This is a genomic window from Oricola sp. (assembly GCF_965230365.1).
In the GTDB taxonomy this organism is placed as follows: domain Bacteria; phylum Pseudomonadota; class Alphaproteobacteria; order Rhizobiales; family Rhizobiaceae; genus Oricola.
In genome coordinates this window covers 3,134,001-3,150,812 of record NZ_OZ246003.1, presented here as the reverse complement: position 1 = coordinate 3,150,812, position 16,812 = coordinate 3,134,001, and the positions used below count along the sequence as shown (strand labels likewise).

The 16,812-nt window shown below is 62.2% G+C and carries 17 protein-coding genes and 1 tRNA gene; 14 read left to right on the top strand and 4 right to left on the bottom strand.

Going from position 1 to position 16,812, the window contains the following annotated elements:
• The first annotated feature begins 40 nt into the window (after positions 1-40).
• From glyA to ACO06R_RS15280, 8 genes are all read left to right on the top strand, one after another.
• Positions 41-1,360 (top strand): serine hydroxymethyltransferase, encoded by a 1,320-nt coding sequence (gene glyA / locus ACO06R_RS15315; protein ID WP_421851805.1) that lies wholly within the window; start codon positions 41-43, stop codon positions 1,358-1,360.
• A 9-nt stretch (positions 1,361-1,369) separates the two neighbouring features.
• Entirely contained in the window at positions 1,370-1,864 is a 495-nt protein-coding gene (nrdR, locus tag ACO06R_RS15310; RefSeq protein ID WP_421851802.1) for a transcriptional regulator NrdR, read from the top strand.
• Between the two features lie 15 nt (positions 1,865-1,879).
• Positions 1,880-2,989 carry a bifunctional diaminohydroxyphosphoribosylaminopyrimidine deaminase/5-amino-6-(5-phosphoribosylamino)uracil reductase RibD gene (gene ribD / locus ACO06R_RS15305; protein WP_421851799.1) on the top strand — a complete coding sequence of 370 codons (1,110 nt, stop codon included), beginning with the start codon at positions 1,880-1,882 and terminating at the stop codon, positions 2,987-2,989.
• Complete coding sequence (locus ACO06R_RS15300; RefSeq protein WP_421851796.1) at positions 2,989-3,606, top strand: riboflavin synthase; 618 nt, start codon at positions 2,989-2,991, stop codon at positions 3,604-3,606. Before ribD ends, ACO06R_RS15300 begins: the two co-directional genes overlap by 1 nt.
• Positions 3,607-3,746: 140 nt before the next feature.
• Positions 3,747-4,193: a 6,7-dimethyl-8-ribityllumazine synthase gene (locus ACO06R_RS15295; protein WP_421851792.1), complete on the top strand. Its 447-nt coding sequence runs from the start codon at positions 3,747-3,749 to the stop codon at positions 4,191-4,193.
• Positions 4,186-4,665 carry a transcription antitermination factor NusB gene (gene nusB / locus ACO06R_RS15290; protein ID WP_421851788.1) on the top strand — a complete coding sequence of 160 codons (480 nt, stop codon included), beginning with the start codon at positions 4,186-4,188 and terminating at the stop codon, positions 4,663-4,665. The genes ACO06R_RS15295 and nusB overlap by 8 nt, the downstream gene beginning before the upstream one ends.
• 15 nt (positions 4,666-4,680) lie before the next feature.
• On the top strand, positions 4,681-5,910 hold the full coding sequence (locus ACO06R_RS15285) for an MFS transporter (RefSeq protein WP_421851785.1): 1,230 nt from the start codon (positions 4,681-4,683) through the stop codon (positions 5,908-5,910).
• A gap of 177 nt (positions 5,911-6,087) precedes the next feature.
• Positions 6,088-8,223: a sodium-translocating pyrophosphatase gene (locus ACO06R_RS15280; protein ID WP_421851781.1), complete on the top strand. Its 2,136-nt coding sequence runs from the start codon at positions 6,088-6,090 to the stop codon at positions 8,221-8,223.
• A 116-nt stretch (positions 8,224-8,339) separates the two neighbouring features.
• On the opposite strand, the gene ACO06R_RS15275 is transcribed toward ACO06R_RS15280, so the two are convergent.
• Positions 8,340-8,840 carry an outer membrane protein assembly factor BamE gene (locus tag ACO06R_RS15275; RefSeq protein ID WP_421851778.1) on the bottom strand — a complete coding sequence of 167 codons (501 nt, stop codon included), beginning with the start codon at positions 8,838-8,840 and terminating at the stop codon, positions 8,340-8,342.
• Positions 8,841-8,953: 113 nt separating this feature from the next.
• Here ACO06R_RS15275 and ACO06R_RS15270 point away from each other — a divergent pair, with 113 nt between their 5' ends.
• The 6 genes from ACO06R_RS15270 to ACO06R_RS15245 all read left to right on the top strand — a co-directional run bounded on the left by ACO06R_RS15270 (position 8,954) and on the right by ACO06R_RS15245 (position 13,313).
• Positions 8,954-9,505, top strand: coding sequence for a ubiquinol-cytochrome C chaperone family protein (locus ACO06R_RS15270; protein ID WP_421851775.1), 552 nt, complete (start codon positions 8,954-8,956; stop codon positions 9,503-9,505).
• Between the two features lie 5 nt (positions 9,506-9,510).
• Positions 9,511-10,059: a DUF177 domain-containing protein gene (locus ACO06R_RS15265; protein ID WP_421851772.1), complete on the top strand. Its 549-nt coding sequence runs from the start codon at positions 9,511-9,513 to the stop codon at positions 10,057-10,059.
• Positions 10,060-10,164: 105 nt separating this feature from the next.
• Entirely contained in the window at positions 10,165-11,238 is a 1,074-nt protein-coding gene (gene plsX, locus ACO06R_RS15260; protein ID WP_421851768.1) for a phosphate acyltransferase PlsX, read from the top strand.
• The gene (locus ACO06R_RS15255) at positions 11,235-12,206 is read left to right on the top strand and encodes a beta-ketoacyl-ACP synthase III (protein WP_421851765.1); all 972 of its coding nucleotides are present in this window, start codon (positions 11,235-11,237) and stop codon (positions 12,204-12,206) included. Before plsX ends, ACO06R_RS15255 begins: the two co-directional genes overlap by 4 nt.
• Positions 12,207-12,299: 93 nt before the next feature.
• Complete coding sequence (locus tag ACO06R_RS15250) at positions 12,300-12,638, top strand: integration host factor subunit alpha (protein WP_421851762.1); 339 nt, start codon at positions 12,300-12,302, stop codon at positions 12,636-12,638.
• A 120-nt stretch (positions 12,639-12,758) separates the two neighbouring features.
• Positions 12,759-13,313, top strand: a complete 555-nt coding sequence (locus tag ACO06R_RS15245) for a MerR family transcriptional regulator (RefSeq protein ID WP_421851759.1) — start codon at positions 12,759-12,761, stop codon at positions 13,311-13,313.
• Between the two features lie 527 nt (positions 13,314-13,840).
• Here the strand turns inward: ACO06R_RS15245 and ACO06R_RS15240 are convergent.
• The 3 genes from ACO06R_RS15240 to ACO06R_RS15230 form a co-directional block, all read right to left on the bottom strand.
• Positions 13,841-13,917: transfer RNA gene (locus tag ACO06R_RS15240), tRNA-Pro, on the bottom strand.
• 55 nt (positions 13,918-13,972) lie between these two features.
• Positions 13,973-15,244: an O-antigen ligase family protein gene (locus ACO06R_RS15235; RefSeq protein ID WP_421851756.1), complete on the bottom strand. Its 1,272-nt coding sequence runs from the start codon at positions 15,242-15,244 to the stop codon at positions 13,973-13,975.
• Positions 15,241-16,773: an undecaprenyl-phosphate glucose phosphotransferase gene (locus tag ACO06R_RS15230; protein ID WP_421851753.1), complete on the bottom strand. Its 1,533-nt coding sequence runs from the start codon at positions 16,771-16,773 to the stop codon at positions 15,241-15,243. The genes ACO06R_RS15235 and ACO06R_RS15230 overlap by 4 nt, the downstream gene beginning before the upstream one ends.
• Between the last annotated feature and the right edge of the window lie 39 nt (positions 16,774-16,812).

Here is a 16,812-nt window from a genome sequence, read left to right as displayed (position 1 = left end):
CGCGCCAATTCGATCATCGCGCTCAAAGAAGGACTGACCGATGTCACAGAACAGTGCGGCGGAAAACGCCGCTTATTCCGACGCTTTCTTCTCGCAGCCACTGGCGGAGAGAGATCCGGAGATTTTCGACGCCATCCGCAAGGAACTGGGACGCCAGCGCCACGAAATCGAGCTGATCGCTTCGGAAAACATCGTCTCGCGCGCCGTTCTGGAAGCGCAGGGCTCGGTGATGACCAACAAGTATGCGGAGGGGTATCCCGGCAAGCGCTACTATGGCGGCTGCCAGTTCGTCGATATCGCCGAGGAGTTGGCGATTGAGCGCGCCAAGAAGCTGTTCGGCAGCAACTTCGCGAATGTTCAGCCGAATTCCGGCAGTCAGATGAACCAGGCGGTTTTCCTGGCCTTGCTGCAGCCGGGTGACACCTTCATGGGGCTCGACCTGAATTCGGGCGGCCATCTGACGCACGGCTCGCCGGTCAATATGTCCGGCAAGTGGTTCAACGTCGTCTCCTACGGCGTGCGCGAAGAGGATCACCTGCTCGACATGAACGATGTCGCGGCCAAGGCCGAAGAGCACAAGCCGAAGCTGATCATCGCAGGTGGCACTGCCTATTCGCGGATCTGGGACTGGAAGCGGTTCCGCGAAATCGCCGATTCCGTCGGCGCCTATCTGATGGTCGACATGGCGCACATCGCCGGCCTCGTCGCGGGCGGCGTCCATCCGTCGCCGGTGCCCTATGCTCACGCCGTCACCTCGACAACCCACAAGTCGTTGCGCGGTCCGCGCGGCGGTCTCATCCTCAGCAATGACGAGGCGATCGCCAAGAAGATCAATTCCGCGGTGTTCCCCGGCCTCCAGGGTGGCCCGTTGATGCACGCCATCGCCGGCAAGGCCGTCGCGTTCGGTGAAGCCCTGCAGCCGGAATTCAAATCCTATGCGAAATCGGTTGCCGATAACGCCAAGGCGCTGGCAGAGAGCCTGAAAGAGCAGGGGCTCGATATCGTGTCTGGCGGTACCGACAACCACCTGATGCTCGCCGACCTGCGGCCCAAGAGAGTCACCGGCAAGGCCGCCGAAGCGGCGCTCGGACGCGCCTACATCACCTGCAACAAGAACGGTGTGCCGTTCGATCCCGAAAAGCCATTCGTGACCTCCGGTATTCGCCTTGGCACGCCGGCCGGCACGACCCGCGGCTTCGGCCCGGCCGAGTTCCGCGACATCGGGCGCATGATCGCACAGGTGCTGGACGGTCTGCGCGAAGCCGGCCCCGATGGCGACAACGCTGCGGTCGAGGAGGCGGTCAAGAAAGATGTGGTCGCGCTGACCGAGCGCTTCCCGATCTACGGCTACATGGGCTAACAGTCGGGCATGCGTTGCCCTTTCTGCCAGTCGCATGACACCCAGGTGAAGGACAGCCGGCCCGCCGAGGATGGGTCGGTCATCCGCCGCCGCCGCGTTTGCCCGGATTGCGGCGGCCGCTTCACCACGTTCGAGCGCGTGCAGTTGCGCGATCTCTTCGTGGTCAAGAAGAATGGCCGCAAGGTGCCGTTCGACCGTGACAAGCTGGCGCGGTCCTTCGAGATCGCACTGCGCAAGCGGCCCATAGATCCCGAGCGTGTCGAACGCGCGGTCTCGGGGATCGTGCGGCAGCTGGAAAGCTCGGGTGAACAGGATATCGCCGCCGATACGATCGGCACCCTTGTCATGGAAGCGCTGAAGGGAATGGACGACGTCGCCTATGTGCGCTTTGCCTCCGTCTACAAGAACTTCCGCGACCCGCAGGACTTTCAGGATCTGCTTGGTGAACTCGGCGGCAATTTGCCCGTCGATGACGAGGATCCGGTCGCGCCCGCGGGCGAATAGGGCCGGCTTAGCGCGATGAACAGCAATATCACGGAAACCGATCGCCGCTTCATGGCGGCCTGTATCCGTTATTCGCGCCGTCAACTCGGACTGACCGGCACCAATCCATCAGTCGGTACGCTGATCGTCCGCGACGACGGGCAGGGGCCTTTCATCGTCGGGCGCGGCATCACGGCACGCGGCGGCCGGCCGCATGCCGAACCGATCGCCCTTGCCGAGGCAGGCGACCTGGCCCGCGGCGCGACCGCCTATGTGTCGCTTGAACCATGCGCGCACCATGGCCGCACCCCGCCCTGTGCCGACGCGCTGGTTGCCGCCGGCATTGCGCGGGTGGTCGTTGCACTGACCGATCCGGATGACCGGGTGTCTGGTCGCGGCTTTGAAATCCTGCGCGCCGGCGGAATCGAAGTGGTGCAAGGCGCGCTGCCCGACATGGGGCTTTCGGTGCTGAGCGGCTATCTCACGCGATCTTTCAAGAAACGCTGCCAAGTGACTCTGAAGCTGGCTGTTTCAGCTGATGGGATGATTGGCCGCGCGGCTGCGGGGCAAGTGCCGATCACAGGTGACGAGGCGCGCGCGCAAAGCCATGTGCTGCGCGCCGAACACGATGCGATCCTTGTCGGTATCGGTACCGCGATCGAGGACAATCCCGAACTGACCTGCCGCCTGCCGGGGCTCGACAGTCGTTCGCCGCTGCGTGTGGTGCTCGACAGCCACGCAAGGCTGCCGTTGTCGTCGCGCCTTGTTCAGTCGATCGGAGCAGCGCCGCTCGCGGTTGCCACTGTTGAGCCGGAGGGTACTGCCGCACAAGCCCTAGCCGGCACCGGCGTTCAAATGATCGCCTGCGAGGAATACGATGGGTGCATCGCGCTGCCCGAGCTTCTTGAAGATCTCGCCTCGCGGGGCATCACCCGACTGCTGGTCGAGGGTGGCGCAGCGGTCGCGCGGTCATTCCTCGACGAAGACCTTGCCGATACGGTAGTGCTGTTTGAAAGCGATGTCGTCGTCGGCGCCAACGGGATAGCCGCACCGTTTACGCGGTCGACGCTGCTGGGCAGGTACGACGAAGCCGCAGTCTGGAACTTCGGCGGCGACCGCTGTTATGAGTTTCGCCGGAGGGACTGATGTTTACTGGCATTGTGACTGATGTCGGCGCTGTCGCCGACGTTTCGGAACGCGACGAAGGCAGGCGGCTGCGGATCGAGACGGCCTATGATCCGCAGACGATCGACATCGGGGCCTCGATCGCTTGTGCCGGCGTGTGCCTGACGGTGGTCGAAAAGGCCGAGACCGGTTCCAACAGCTCTTGGTTCGAAGTCGAAGCGTGGGAGGAAGCGCTGCGCCTGACGACGGCGTCTGGCTGGAAAAAAGGCACGCGCATCAATCTGGAACGCGCCATGAAGGCCGGCGACGAATTCGGCGGTCACATGGTGTCCGGCCATGTCGATGGAAAGGCAGTCATCGTGTCGCGCGAGGGGGAGGGCGAGGCGGTTCGTTTCGTACTTGAGGCACCCGCCGATTTGTCGCGGTACATCGTGCCCAAGGGATCGGTCACGCTCGATGGCACATCGTTGACGGTCAATGGCGTCGAGGGTGATCGTTTCGACGTGTTGCTGATCCGTCATTCGCTGGAAGTCACCACCTGGAGCGACCGCCACGAGGGCGACGCGGTGAACCTCGAAATCGATCAGGTCGCTCGCTATGTCGAGCGCTATGTTGCCGCATTCGGGGATACCCGCTAGGGCCACCGCGCATTTCATGTTAGCGGGGACGGCCGGCAGCGGTGCAGGTCTTGCCGCCCTTGCGACCGCAAACGCCTTGCGGCTTCGGGCAAAGAGGCGTAGGCCACGCCACGAAGACGCAGCTTTGGAGTGGACCGCAAATGGCCGAAGAGTCACCGCATCTGTTGATCGTGGAAGCACGGTTTTACGATGATCTCGCAGATGCGCTTCTTGAGGGCGCCAAGAAGGCACTTGCCGATGCCGGCGCGACGTGCGACGTCGTGACCGTTCCCGGCGCGCTTGAGGTGCCGGCGGCGATCTCCATGGCGCTCGACGGCGCTGTGAATTACGACGGCTATATTGCGCTCGGCGCGGTCATCCGCGGTGAAACCTATCATTTCGAGATTGTCGCCAACGAATCCTCGCGCGGCCTGACGGACCTTGCTGTCAACGAGGGCGCGGCCATCGGCAATGGCATCCTGACCGTCGAGGACGAAGACCAGGCCTGGGTGCGCGCGCGCGCTGACCGCAAGGACAAGGGAGGCGATGCCGCACGCGCGGCGCTGACGATGATCGCCCTGCGGACGAAGCTGGGTGCCGATGACTAACCCTGCAACCCAGAAGAAGCCGCAGAAACCCGCAAACAAGCGCGGCGCGGCCCGGCTTGCCGCGGTCCAGGCGCTCTACCAGATGGATGTCGCCGGTAGCGGCGTGCTGGAGACGGCAGCCGAATACGAGACCTATCGGCTGGGCAAGGAAATCGACGGCGAACAGTACCGCGAGGCCGATGCGGCCTGGTTCCGCTCCGTTCTGTCGGGTGTTGTCGGCCAGCAGAAGCGGCTGGACCCGATCGTGCGCGATGCGCTGACCGACGACTGGCCGCTTTCGCGCCTGGATTCGACGTTGCGCGCAATCCTGCGGGCCGGGGCTTACGAACTGACGCGCGCCGGCGATTTGCCCCCGGCGGTGGTGATATCCGAATATGTCGATATCGCCCGGGCGTTTTACGAAGATGGTGAGGAACCAAGGCTTGTCAACGCCGTCCTCGACCGTGTGGCAAAGACGATCCGGAACGGGTAAGGGACGCGGCAAGGCATGAGCACAGGGCAGGCGATCAACGAAGCGTCCGCGCGGCGAGCCGCAGTCACGCTGTCGGTGTCTCAGGCCATTGTCGGTTCGGTAGCACCAATTTCCATTACGCTTGGCGGCTTGGCCGGTCACTACCTGCTTGGCGCCGACAAGGCGCTCGCCACCGCGCCTGTCACCGGCTTCAATATCGGCGTCGCGATCGGCGCCCTCCCGGCCGCCATGCTGATGCGCGCAGTTGGCCGCCGCAACGGATTCATGACAGGTGCCATGCTGTCGTCGCTTGGTGCCGCGATTGCCGCCGCCGCTTTGTTCACGTTCAATTTCTGGCTCTTTGCCTTTGGACTGGTCGTCATCGGTACCGGCGGTGCCTTTGTGCAGCAGTATCGTTTCGCCGCAGCGGACAATGCGCCGCCGCACTTTCGCGCCAAGGCGATATCCTGGGTTCTCGGCGGCGGCGTGTTTGCCGCCGTCATCGGTCCGCAAATCGTCATGTGGACCAGCGATCTGTTCGAGCCGGTGATGTTTGCCGGCGCCTTCGTGTCGGCGATCGGGCTCGGTCTGCTCGGCATTATCGTGCTGTCGACATTGCACATTGCCCGTGATCAACCGACCCACCAGGAGACGTCGTCGGAGCCGGCCCGTCCGTTGTCCGAAATACTGCTGCAGCCGCGTTTTCTGGTCGCATTCGCCTGCGGCGTCGGGTCCTATGCGCTGATGAGTTTTGTCATGACCGGCGCGCCGCTGGCGATGGTAGCCTGCGGTTTTTCGACCGACGATGCGGCGCTCGGCATCTCCTTCCATGTGATGGCAATGTTCGCGCCAAGTTTCGTAACGGGGCAACTGATCGCCCGTTTCGGCAAGGAGCGGATCGTCGCCATCGGCATGATCATGCTGGTCGGCTGTGCCATTGTGGCGTTGTCCGGCATCGCGCTGTGGCAGTTTTGGGCCGCCCTGGTTCTGCTCGGCGTTGGCTGGAATTTCGGTTTCATCGGCTCGACGGCCATGCTGGCCGAGACCTATCGCCTGAGCGAGAAGAACAAGGTGCAGGGCGTACACGACTTCCTGCTGTTTTCCACGGTTGCCTTTGCCTCGCTGATGGCCGGTTTCACGCTCAACACCTTCGGCTGGAACATGTTGAACTGGACGGTGTTCCCGGTGGTGGCCTTCTGCCTCGTCCTGCTCGGTCTTTTGGCCTTTTCGTCGCGCCGTGGGGCGGTCGCGCAACCGGGCGAGTGACCCAACGGCGGCAATTGCGCCTTTCGTGGCGATAAGCCGGTTAACAGGACCTTAGTCGCCTTGACCTCGGCTTGGCGCTTAAACTACTTAATCGCCGGATCGAGCGCGCCGCGGGCGCGCTCGACACGTCTTCAGGGCCGGGAGGAGTTTCGGGCCTGCCAACCGAGGGAATTCATAATGGTACTTCTTGCAGTCATCGCATGCGGCCTGCTGTCGGTCGTGTATGCGGTCTGGGCCACGCAGTCCGTCCTGGCGGCTGACCAGGGCAACGCACGCATGCAGGAAATCGCGGGCGCGATCCGCGAAGGAGCGCAAGCTTATCTTAACCGCCAGTACACGACGATCGCGATCGTCGGCGTTGTGGTGTTCATCATTGCCTGGCTGCTTCTGTCCTGGGCCGCCGCGATCGGCTTCGCGATCGGCGCGGTGCTTTCGGGCGTGGCCGGCTATATCGGCATGTTCGTTTCGGTGCGCGCCAATGTACGCACGGCGCAGGCCGCATCCCACAGCCTGAGTGCCGGTCTTGAGATCGCATTCAAATCGGGCGCCATCACCGGCATGCTGGTGGCGGGTCTCGCGCTGCTCGGCGTCTCCGTCTACTACTACTATCTGACCACGGTGCTCGGCATGGATCCGTCCGACCGCACTGTTATCGACGCCCTGGTGGCGCTCGGCTTCGGCGCATCGCTGATTTCGATCTTCGCACGTCTCGGCGGCGGTATCTTCACCAAGGGTGCGGATGTCGGCGGCGACCTTGTCGGTAAAGTCGAGGCTGGCATTCCCGAAGACGACCCGCGCAACCCGGCAACCATCGCCGACAATGTCGGCGACAATGTCGGCGACTGCGCCGGCATGGCCGCCGACCTGTTCGAGACCTACGCCGTGACCGTGGTCGCGACGATGGTTCTCGGCGCGATCTTCTTTGCCGGCACGGGTGTTCTTGCGACTGTTATGCTTTACCCGCTGGCCATCGGCGCCGCCTGCCTGGTTACCTCGATCGCCGGTACGTTCTTTGTGCGTCTCGGCACCAATGGTTCGATCATGGGTGCGCTCTACAAGGGTCTGATCGCCACCGGCGTGTTGTCGATCATCGGTCTTGGCGCGGCGACGTCGCTGACCATCGGCTGGGGCGAAATCGGCGTGGTCGACGGTCAGTCAATCACCGGCTGGAACCTGTTCATCTGCGGCATTGTCGGTCTGATTGTCACCGGCCTGATCGTGATCATCACCGAATACTACACCGGCACAAACAAGCGTCCGGTCAACTCGATCAGCCAGGCGTCGGTTACCGGTCATGGCACCAATGTCATTCAGGGTCTCGCGATCTCGCTTGAATCGACGGCGCTGCCGGCAATCGTGATCGTCGCGGGTATTATCAGCACCTACCAACTCGCCGGTCTGTTTGGAACCGGTATCGCGGTTACCGCCATGCTTGGTCTCGCCGGCATGATCGTCGCGCTGGACGCCTTCGGCCCGGTTACCGACAATGCCGGCGGCATTGCAGAGATGGCGGGTCTCGATCCGGAAGTCCGCAAGTCGACGGACGCGCTGGACGCTGTCGGCAACACGACCAAGGCCGTCACCAAAGGCTACGCGATCGGTTCGGCCGGTCTTGGCGCGCTGGTGCTGTTTGCCGCCTACTCGAACGACCTGGCTTACTTCGCCGCCAACTCCGACACCTACAGCTACTTCGCCGGCATGGAAGACATCTCCTTCTCGCTGTCGAACCCGTATGTGGTGGCCGGCCTGATCTTCGGCGGTCTGATCCCGTATCTGTTCGGCGGCATCGCGATGACCGCTGTCGGCCGTGCCGGTGGCGCGGTCGTCGAGGAGGTCCGCCGTCAGTTCCGCGAGAAGCCCGGCATCATGGAAGGCAAGGACCGTCCGGACTATGCCCGCGCTGTCGACATGCTGACCCGTGCGGCCATTCGCGAGATGATCATCCCGTCGCTGCTGCCAGTCCTGGCGCCGCTCGTCGTTTACTTCGGCGTCCTGCTGATCTCCGGCTCCAAGGCGTCGGCGTTTGCCGCTGTCGGCGCAATGCTGCTCGGCGTGATCGTCAACGGTCTGTTCGTCGCCATCTCGATGACGTCGGGCGGCGGTGCTTGGGACAACGCCAAGAAGTCCTTCGAGGACGGCTTTGTCGATAAGGACGGCGTCAAGCACGAAAAGGGATCGGAAGCGCACAAGGCATCGGTCACCGGTGACACGGTGGGCGATCCCTACAAGGACACGGCTGGACCGGCCGTGAACCCGGCGATCAAGATCACCAATATTGTCGCGCTGCTGCTGTTGGCCGTGCTGGCGCACTGATCGCTGCGCGATATCGAAACGAAAACCCGCGGTGGCAACACCGCGGGTTTTTTCTGTCTGCCTGATCGATCCTGCCGGCACGCTGGCAGCAAGCGCCGTTGGACGCGCCGGCGTCGTCAGCGCCCGAGGATACGTCCGGGTCCGGCGTTCACCGTGCCGCTGAAGACCTGCGCCAGGAAGGTCTGGTCCTTGCCGCCCGTCGGTGTGGTTCGCGTGATGAAGTCGAACACGCGCCCGTCTCTCAGCCCGTAGTCGGCGATGCGCTGGACGGTGTTTTCATCGTCGAAATAAACCGCCAGGATACGCTGGTCCACGAGGCGGGTTTTCAGGAACGCGGCGTTGCGTTGTCGCGTCTGCGAGATGTAGTAGAACACCTCGGTATCGAAATCCTCGGTCGTGGTGGGTGTGCCGAGCGCCAGCAACACCTGCTCGCGGCTTGAACCGGGCGGTACAAGCTGCAGGGTCTGCTCGTCGATCACATAGCCCTGCTTGTAGACTTCCTTCGTGTCGAGAGCGCCGACTGCCGAGCAACCTGACAGGGCCGCAATCGACAAGGCAAGCGAAACAGCGACCGCCGGACGCAGAGTTTTCTTGATTTTGTTGGGCGTCACCCTCATCTCCGTTATCTGCAAGGCACTGGCCTTGTCACCCTTGGCTCGGTACCCCGGCTTTCGATTGGTTGCAAGGTGACCGGGCGAGCGCGATTATCGATGAAAAATGCGTGTGCACAATGATTATGTCACTGTTTCGGCGGACGCCGAAAAACCGTAACCGCCAAATCGTCGACTCTGTACACGCCGCGATTACCGACGCGGCGCGGCAGCCGGTCTTGTTCAGCGACTGGGGAATTCCGGATACGCCGATTGGCCGCTACGAGAGCATATCTCTGCACATGATTCTTTTCTTGCACCGCACGCGAGAAGGCGAAGACGCGCTTTCCGGGCTTTCCCAGGACGTGCTCGACCAGTTTTTTCGCGATGTCGACCATTCGATTCGCGAACTGGGCGTTGGCGATCCCGGCGTTCCGAAGCGGATGAAGAAACTGGCGCGCATGTTTTACGGCCGCATGGGCAACTACTGGCAGGCGCTCGATGACAACGATTCCAGTGCATTCGCCGAGACGGTCTCGCGCAATATCGCGGCGCATGATGCGAATGCGGTCGCCGCAGGCGAAATCGCCTCCTATGCGCTGCGCGTCCGCGACCACTTTGCCAGCCAGACCGATGCCGACATTCTGGCGGGCAAGCTTTCGTTTCCGGCGGCGTTTGCGGGGGAACGGTGATGGCGATGGACAAGAATCGCAAAAGCCCGGTTTCCAGGCCGGTTACCGTCTCGGTTTTGCCGACAAACGGGTTCGACTTGCGCATCGATGCCGATGAAGCCGAACGGACGGCGCTGGCTGAGGCGCACGGTCTGTCGCAGGCCGCGGCGTTTCATGCCGATCTGGTGTTGAAGCGCTGGCGCAAGGACGGCGTGAAAGTTGCCGGAAGCCTGACGGCACGGATCACGCAGCAATGCGTGGTCACGCTTGCACCGATCGAGACTGTGATTGAAACGACTGTCGATGCGGTGTTTCTACCGGAGGGATCGTCATTGGAGCGCCCGCTTGACGACGATGGCGCACTTCTTGTCGATCCGGACGGTCCCGATGCCCCGGAGACTTTTGTGGGTGGCGTGCTAGACGCCGGCGCTGTGGCAGAGGAGTTCTTCGAACTGGAGATCGACCCCTATCCCCGCGCCGAGGGTGCCGCCCTCGATATCGAAAGCGACAACGAGGATGGTGACGGCAGGGCGAACCCGTTTGCCGGCCTCGCGGCGCTGCGCGACAAGCTCTGATAGGCCGGTTCCGGCTAAATAATCGGTTGTGACCACCGGCAAAATGGCTATGTTCTGCCCGCCGCAGGTGACGCCGAAACCAGAAAACGACGGGAACAGGCTCGAGTGATAACGGTATCGATTGATGCGATGGGCGGGGATTTCGGACCGGCCGTTGTCATTCCGGGCGCCGCCACGTCGCTGGAGCGCCACCCCGATCTGCGGTTTGCAATCTTCGGCCAGGAAGACATGGTTCTGCCGCATCTCGACCGGCACCCTGCGTTGCGCGCCGCCTCTGATTTCGTGCATTGCGATATTGCCGTGAAGATGGACGACAAGCCGAGCCAGGCATTGCGCCACGGGCGCTGGAAATCGTCCATGTGGAAGTCGATCGAGGCGGTCAAGACCGGGGCCGCGGATGTCTGCGTGTCGGCTGGCAACACCGGCGCGCTGATGGCGATGTCGAAATTCTGCCTGCGCACGATGGCGGACATCGAGCGGCCCGCGATCGCTGCGATCTGGCCGACGCTGCGCGGCGAAAGCATTGTGCTCGATGTGGGCGCGACCATTGGCGCGGACGCCCAGCAGCTTGTCGATTTTTCTGTAATGGGCGCGGCGATGGCGCGCGCATTGATTGAGGTAAAGAAACCGACCGTCGGCCTGCTGAATGTCGGCGTCGAGGAAATCAAGGGCCAGGAAGAAGTCAAGGAAGCGGGCCGCCTGCTGCGTCAGGCCGGCCTCTCGACGCTCGACTATCGCGGATTTGTCGAAGGCGACGATCTCGGCAAGGGCACGGTCGACGTCGTCGTGACCGAAGGCTTCTCCGGCAATATCGCCTTGAAAACGGCCGAAGGGACCGCCCGGCAGATTGCCGAGTACCTTCGCGCCGCGATGGGCCGCACGCTGACGGCGCGGATCGGATATCTTCTGGCGCGCGGCGCCTTCAATCGCCTGCGCGACAAGATGGATCCGCGCAAGGTCAATGGTGGGGTGTTCCTCGGCCTCAACGGGATCGTCATCAAAAGCCACGGGGGCACCGACGCGGAGGGTTTTTCCGCCGCCGTCGATGTTGGCTACGACATGGTTCGCAACAGCCTTCTTTCGAAAATCGACACCGACCTGAGATACTTTCACGGCCGCCGCTCGGCGCAGCACGCGGAGGCAGGCCAGCCAGTTGCACGTGCAGGACAAAAAAAATGATCAGATCCGCCGTAAGGGGAATCGGACGTGCATTGCCCGAGCGGGCGATGTCGAATGCGGAATTCGAGACAATCGTCGAAACTTCCGACGAATGGATCGTTCAGCGGACCGGTATCCGTCAGCGCTACATCGCCAACGAGAACGAAACGACAGCATCGCTGGGCGAAGCGGCTGCGCGCAATGCGCTGGACTCCGCCGGGCTCACGCCTGCCGACATCGACCTGATTGTGCTCGCGACGTCAACGCCCAACAACACGTTCCCGGCGACCGCGGTGGAAATCCAGCATCGGCTCGGCATGCACCATGGCGCTGCGTTCGATGTCCAGGCGGTGTGCACCGGTTTCATTTACGCGATCACGACCGCCGATCTTTATATTCGCGGCGGTATGGCGCGCCGCGTGTTGGTCATCGGCGCCGAGACGTTCTCCCGTATCCTCGACTGGACCGACCGCACGACGTGCGTGCTGTTCGGCGACGGTGCCGGGGCGGTTGTGCTGGAGGCGGTTGAAGGCGTCGGACTGACGTCTGACACAGGTATTCTGGCGGCCAAGCTGCGTTCTGACGGCGATCATCGCGAGAAGCTCTATGTCGACGGCGGACCATCGAGCACGCAAACGGTCGGGCATCTGCGCATGCAGGGCAGGGAGGTCTTCAAGCATGCAGTCGGCATGATCACCGATGTCATTGAGGATTCCTTTTCGGTTGCCGGCATCACATCGGACCAGATCGACTGGTTCGTGCCGCACCAGGCCAACCGGAGGATCATCGATGCGTCGGCCCGAAAGCTCGGCATTCCCGGGGACAAGGTCGTTATGACCGTCGACCGGCACGGCAACACCTCGGCGGCTTCGGTTCCCCTGGCGCTTTCGGTTGCGGTCGAGGACGGCCGCATCAAGAGCGGGGATTTGATTTTGCTGGAGGCGATGGGCGGCGGATTTACCTGGGGCGCGGTCCTTCTCAGATGGTAAAAACGGCCATTGTTGCTCGCATTGCTTGACCCGGCGCGGGTCACACGGTAGCTTTCTGTTGTTAATCAGTGCGTTGAGGGAAGCCGGATCACCATGGGAGGCAAAACGCTAACGCGTGCGGATCTGGCTGAAGCGGTGTATCGAAAGGTAGGGCTTTCGCGCAGCGAGTCGGCGGCACTGGTTGAGATGATCATCGATGAGATTTGTGATGCGGTGGTTCGCGGCGAGTCCGTGAAGCTGTCGTCATTCGCCACCTTCCAGGTGCGCGACAAGGCAGAGCGCATTGGCCGCAACCCAAAGACCGGCGAGGAAGTTCCGATTTCGCCGCGCCGCGTCATGACCTTCAAGGCGTCGAACGTGCTGAAGCAGAAGATCGCCGATGCGCATGTTCAACGCCAGGGTGGCAGCAAGGAACCGTCGTCCGACGGCTAATCAGACGATTCTGTGGACGCGTGCCTTACCGGAAACTTGCGACGGGTTTTCGGGGTTCTGGCCTGTATAATGAACACCATGTAGCGTTTGTTTCGATTCGGTTGACGAAACGGTAACCAGATGGAAAAAGGCCCCGACGCATTTCGAACGATCAGCGAAGTCGCTGACGAACTGGATTTGCCACAGCATGTATTGAGATTTTGGGAGACCCGCTTCTCGCAAATCAAGCCGATGAAGCGAGGCGGCGGTCGCCGGTATTACCGGCCAACGGATGTCGACATGCTGCGCGGCGTCAAGCACCTGCTCTACGAGGAAGGCTATACGATCAAGGGCGTACAGAAGCTGCTCCGGGAAAACGGGGTGCAGTTCGCGGTCGCTATCGGTTCCGGCGACATGACGGCCTTTGAAGAGATGGCGCGCAAGAACGCCGAGCTGGCGCGGGCCTCCGAGGCCGCAAGCGCAGGGGCCGCGCAGATTGCCCTGGAAGCCGACGGTAATGTTCTGGTTGGCGAACCGAAGGCGCGCAGCCGGGGCATTTTCGGACTGGGTCATTCGGGCGAGGATGCCGACGATACGAATGGTGCGCAGCCGATAACGCGGGAAAACCGCGCATTGTTACAGGAAACACTCTTCGATCTGCTGGAGTGCAAGCGGCTTCTCGATCAGGCGCGTTGAGCCGGAAGCATTCCGTCAAAGTGCACTGCACAAACAGAGAAGGCGGTGGCTTGCGCCGCCGCCTCCCTGCATCTTGACGAAACACCCTGCCTGTTCAACGCACCGCCCGGAGGCACCGCGCCGGCACTGGGCAGGAAACTCCGCCCGATGTTTTGGCTTGGACATCCTCAGAGAGCCATCCTCACCCGCAACCAGAAGGTCGTGAAACCCGCAAGCCACGCCGACGTTTCGGTATAATCCGCCGTTCGCCGGTCTACCGGATGCACCATCCGCGTCACGTACCGCATCGGATGCTCCCATGTGCCTCGGTCCGTCACCGGCTTTCCCGCGAACGAGCCACCGACCACTTACCGCATGGGCTGTCCCTTGAACCTGATCCGATCATCCGCTTGGCGGGCAGTTCCCGGTTCAGAGCGACAGTAAAGATAGTATTGAACGGTGTTATTCGCGTGTCGACAGCGACATCGACGTTGTCCCCGAAGTCCACAACGTCGCCTTGCCTGTGCATAACCTGCGATGGAAGGAATTGGTCGGAGCGGCGGGATTCGAACCCACGACCCCTTGACCCCCAGTCAAGTGCGCTACCGGGCTGCGCTACGCTCCGAACCGCGGCAAGCTATAGTCGCCGCGACCAATCAGTACAAGTGATTTTCGGCGGATCAGGGCGCGCTCTGCACAACAGCGGACTGCGATGCCGCGCGGGCTGGCGCTTTCGGCTCGCGCGCCGTCTGCGCCTCCAGTGCGATACAGCCCCAAACGATCCCGAGCAGAACATAGAAATGTCGCCAGTGATCGGTGTCGATGATCATGCCGAGTGCCACGTGGCCGACAAACACGACAAATGCGCATTGCAGAAAGGCCTGCCAAGGGCGTTTGCGAAACAGGATGCGCAGGCCACCGGCGATCGTCGCCACTACCAACGTCAGGTAGGCCGCAAAGCCCAGCCAGGAATAGTCGAACAGCGCTTTCAGCCAGATGTTGTGCGTGTCTTCGCCATAGGTCTTGCCGAACTCCAGCGGCCCGATGCCGAGCGGATGCTCCATGGCGGAAAGCAATCCAAACCAATGCCGGCCGAAGCGTCCGTAGCGACCCGCGTCGTAGTCCTGCACCAACTGCGCGCGTTCGACGAACAGATCGCGCACCGTTTCGAACTGCAGGGCGATCGCCAAGCCGGCGGCCAAGGTCGCTAGGGTCAGGGTTGCGAGCAACAACAGCCGCAGCCGGAAACGTCCCGACCGGTTCGACAGCGCGACGGTAAAAACCAGCATGGCCACGCATGCCGCCATCAGCGCCCACCCGCCGCGCGAGAACGACAGGAAAATCGCCAATGACAGAACCGCGAGCGCGGTCGCCGGACCGGCAAGACGTGCGGCGCGGTCGGTCAGCAAGCGGTGCAGACTGTAAATCGCGGGAAGAACGAGATAGGGCGCAAACACATTCGGATCTTCGAAAACACCACGGGCACGACCGTGCAATGTGAACTGCTCAGAGCCCGGCAGAAGGCTCAGATAGCCGGCGATTCCAAGCAAGCCGGTGAGCGTCGCCGCTGCGGTCCAGCCGCCGAAAACCAGACGAAGGTTGCGGTCGTCCGTCGCGATCACGGCGGCGAGAAAGACGGCTGTCAGCCCGAGGAACATCGAGACTGCAAGGTAGAGCGGCGCATCGCCCCAGTCGGTCATCTGGAACATCGAGATGACACCGCCGAGATTGAACCCGGCCAGCAGGAGCAGCACAAAGACAGCGCTGCGCGGCACAACCAGGCCGAAGACCACCCAAATGCCGATCAGTGCGGCCATGTAGATTTCGTAGGGTGCCGGTTCGGCCAGGACGAAGCCGCTCAGGAAAACGCCGAACCACAACGCACAGCCACGGACAAGCGAGATCAGCTTGCGGCTGGCGGCAACGTCAAGGCTGGCGGTCGTCGCGGTCAATAGGCGTTATCCGTGTTGAGCAGCCGGATCGGCGTCAAGAACAGTATCTTCAGGTCGAACCAGATCGACCAGTTCTCAATATAGTACAGATCGTACTCGGTGCGCTTGCGGATCTTGTCGTCGTTGTCGATCTCGCCGCGCCAGCCATTGATCTGGGCCCAACCGGTGACACCCGGCTTGACCCGGTGGCGCGCGAAATAGCCGTCCACAACGTCGCCGTAAAGGCGGTCCTGGGACTGCGCGGACACGGCGTGCGGGCGCGGCCCGACCAGCGACAGTTCGCCGCGCAACACGTTGAAGAATTGTGGCAATTCGTCGAGCGAAGTCTTGCGGATCAATCGGCCAACCTTGGTCACTCGCGGATCATTCCTGGTCACGGCATTGCGTGCCGTCGGGTCGCACTGCTCGACATACATCGAGCGGAACTTGAACACCTCGATCATCTCGTTGTTGAAGCCGTGCCGCTTTTGCTTGAACAGCACCGGCCCCTTGCTATCGAGCCGGATGGCGATCGCGGTCGCCGCCATGACCGGCGCGAATACCACGATGCCGAACAGCGAAAAGCAGATATCGAAGAGGCGTTTGACCACCGAATCCCAGTCGCGGATCGGCTTGTCGAAAATATCGAGCATCGGTACGGAACCGACATAGGAGTAGGTGCGAGGCCGGAAGCGCAGCTTGTTGGAGTGCGCCGACAGGCGGATGTCGACCGGCAAGACCCAAAGCCGTTTCAGCATTGCGAGCACGCGATCCTCGGCATCGAACGGCAGGCAGACGATGAACATGTCGATACTCGAGTGGCGCGTGAACACCACAAGATCGGCGATGTTGCCGAGTTTCGGGTAACCGGCAACGACCGGCGGCGAACGCTCGTCGTCGCGATCATCGAAGATTCCGCAAATGCGGATATCGCTGTCGTGTTGCCGCTCAAGGTCGCGGATGAGCTTTTCTGCCGGCTTGCCGCCGCCCACGATCACCGCCCGACGCTCCATTGTTCCATTCTTGGTCCACCGGCGGATACGCAGCGAAAGCAGGAAACGGGTTGCCAGCAGAAACACCAACCCGCCGATGAACCACGAACCTGACCAGAAGCGGCTGAAATCCTCGGATAATTTCAGGAGAAATGCCGTCAGCGCCATGATCGCAAAGGTGCCGGCCCAAACCAGCGCAATGCGCGGAAACCACTGCAGCGGCCGCCGCAACGCCCGCATCTGGTATCCGTCAAGCATCTCGGCGAGAAGGACGAACAATGCGGAGCCGCCGGCGATGGCAATCGGGTAGTGCCATGATGGGACCGTCCCGAGATAGGAGAACATGGCGGCGATCGCGATTGACGCCAGACCGAGAAATTCGCCCAGACGCAGTAGCCCGCTGACCATGATCGGGGAAATGCGGTTAGGCTTGTATTCTGCCGCAATCCGCTCGACCAGGTCGCCAAGCGTCCCTTCATGGGCGGTTGGATTAAGCCCGTCGGCGTAGTTGCGGACCTTATCGGTCGAATAGCGTAAGTGCGGATCTATCTTGTTCATCTTGCACCGGTGCTCCCCATGCTGCGCACCATATGGGCA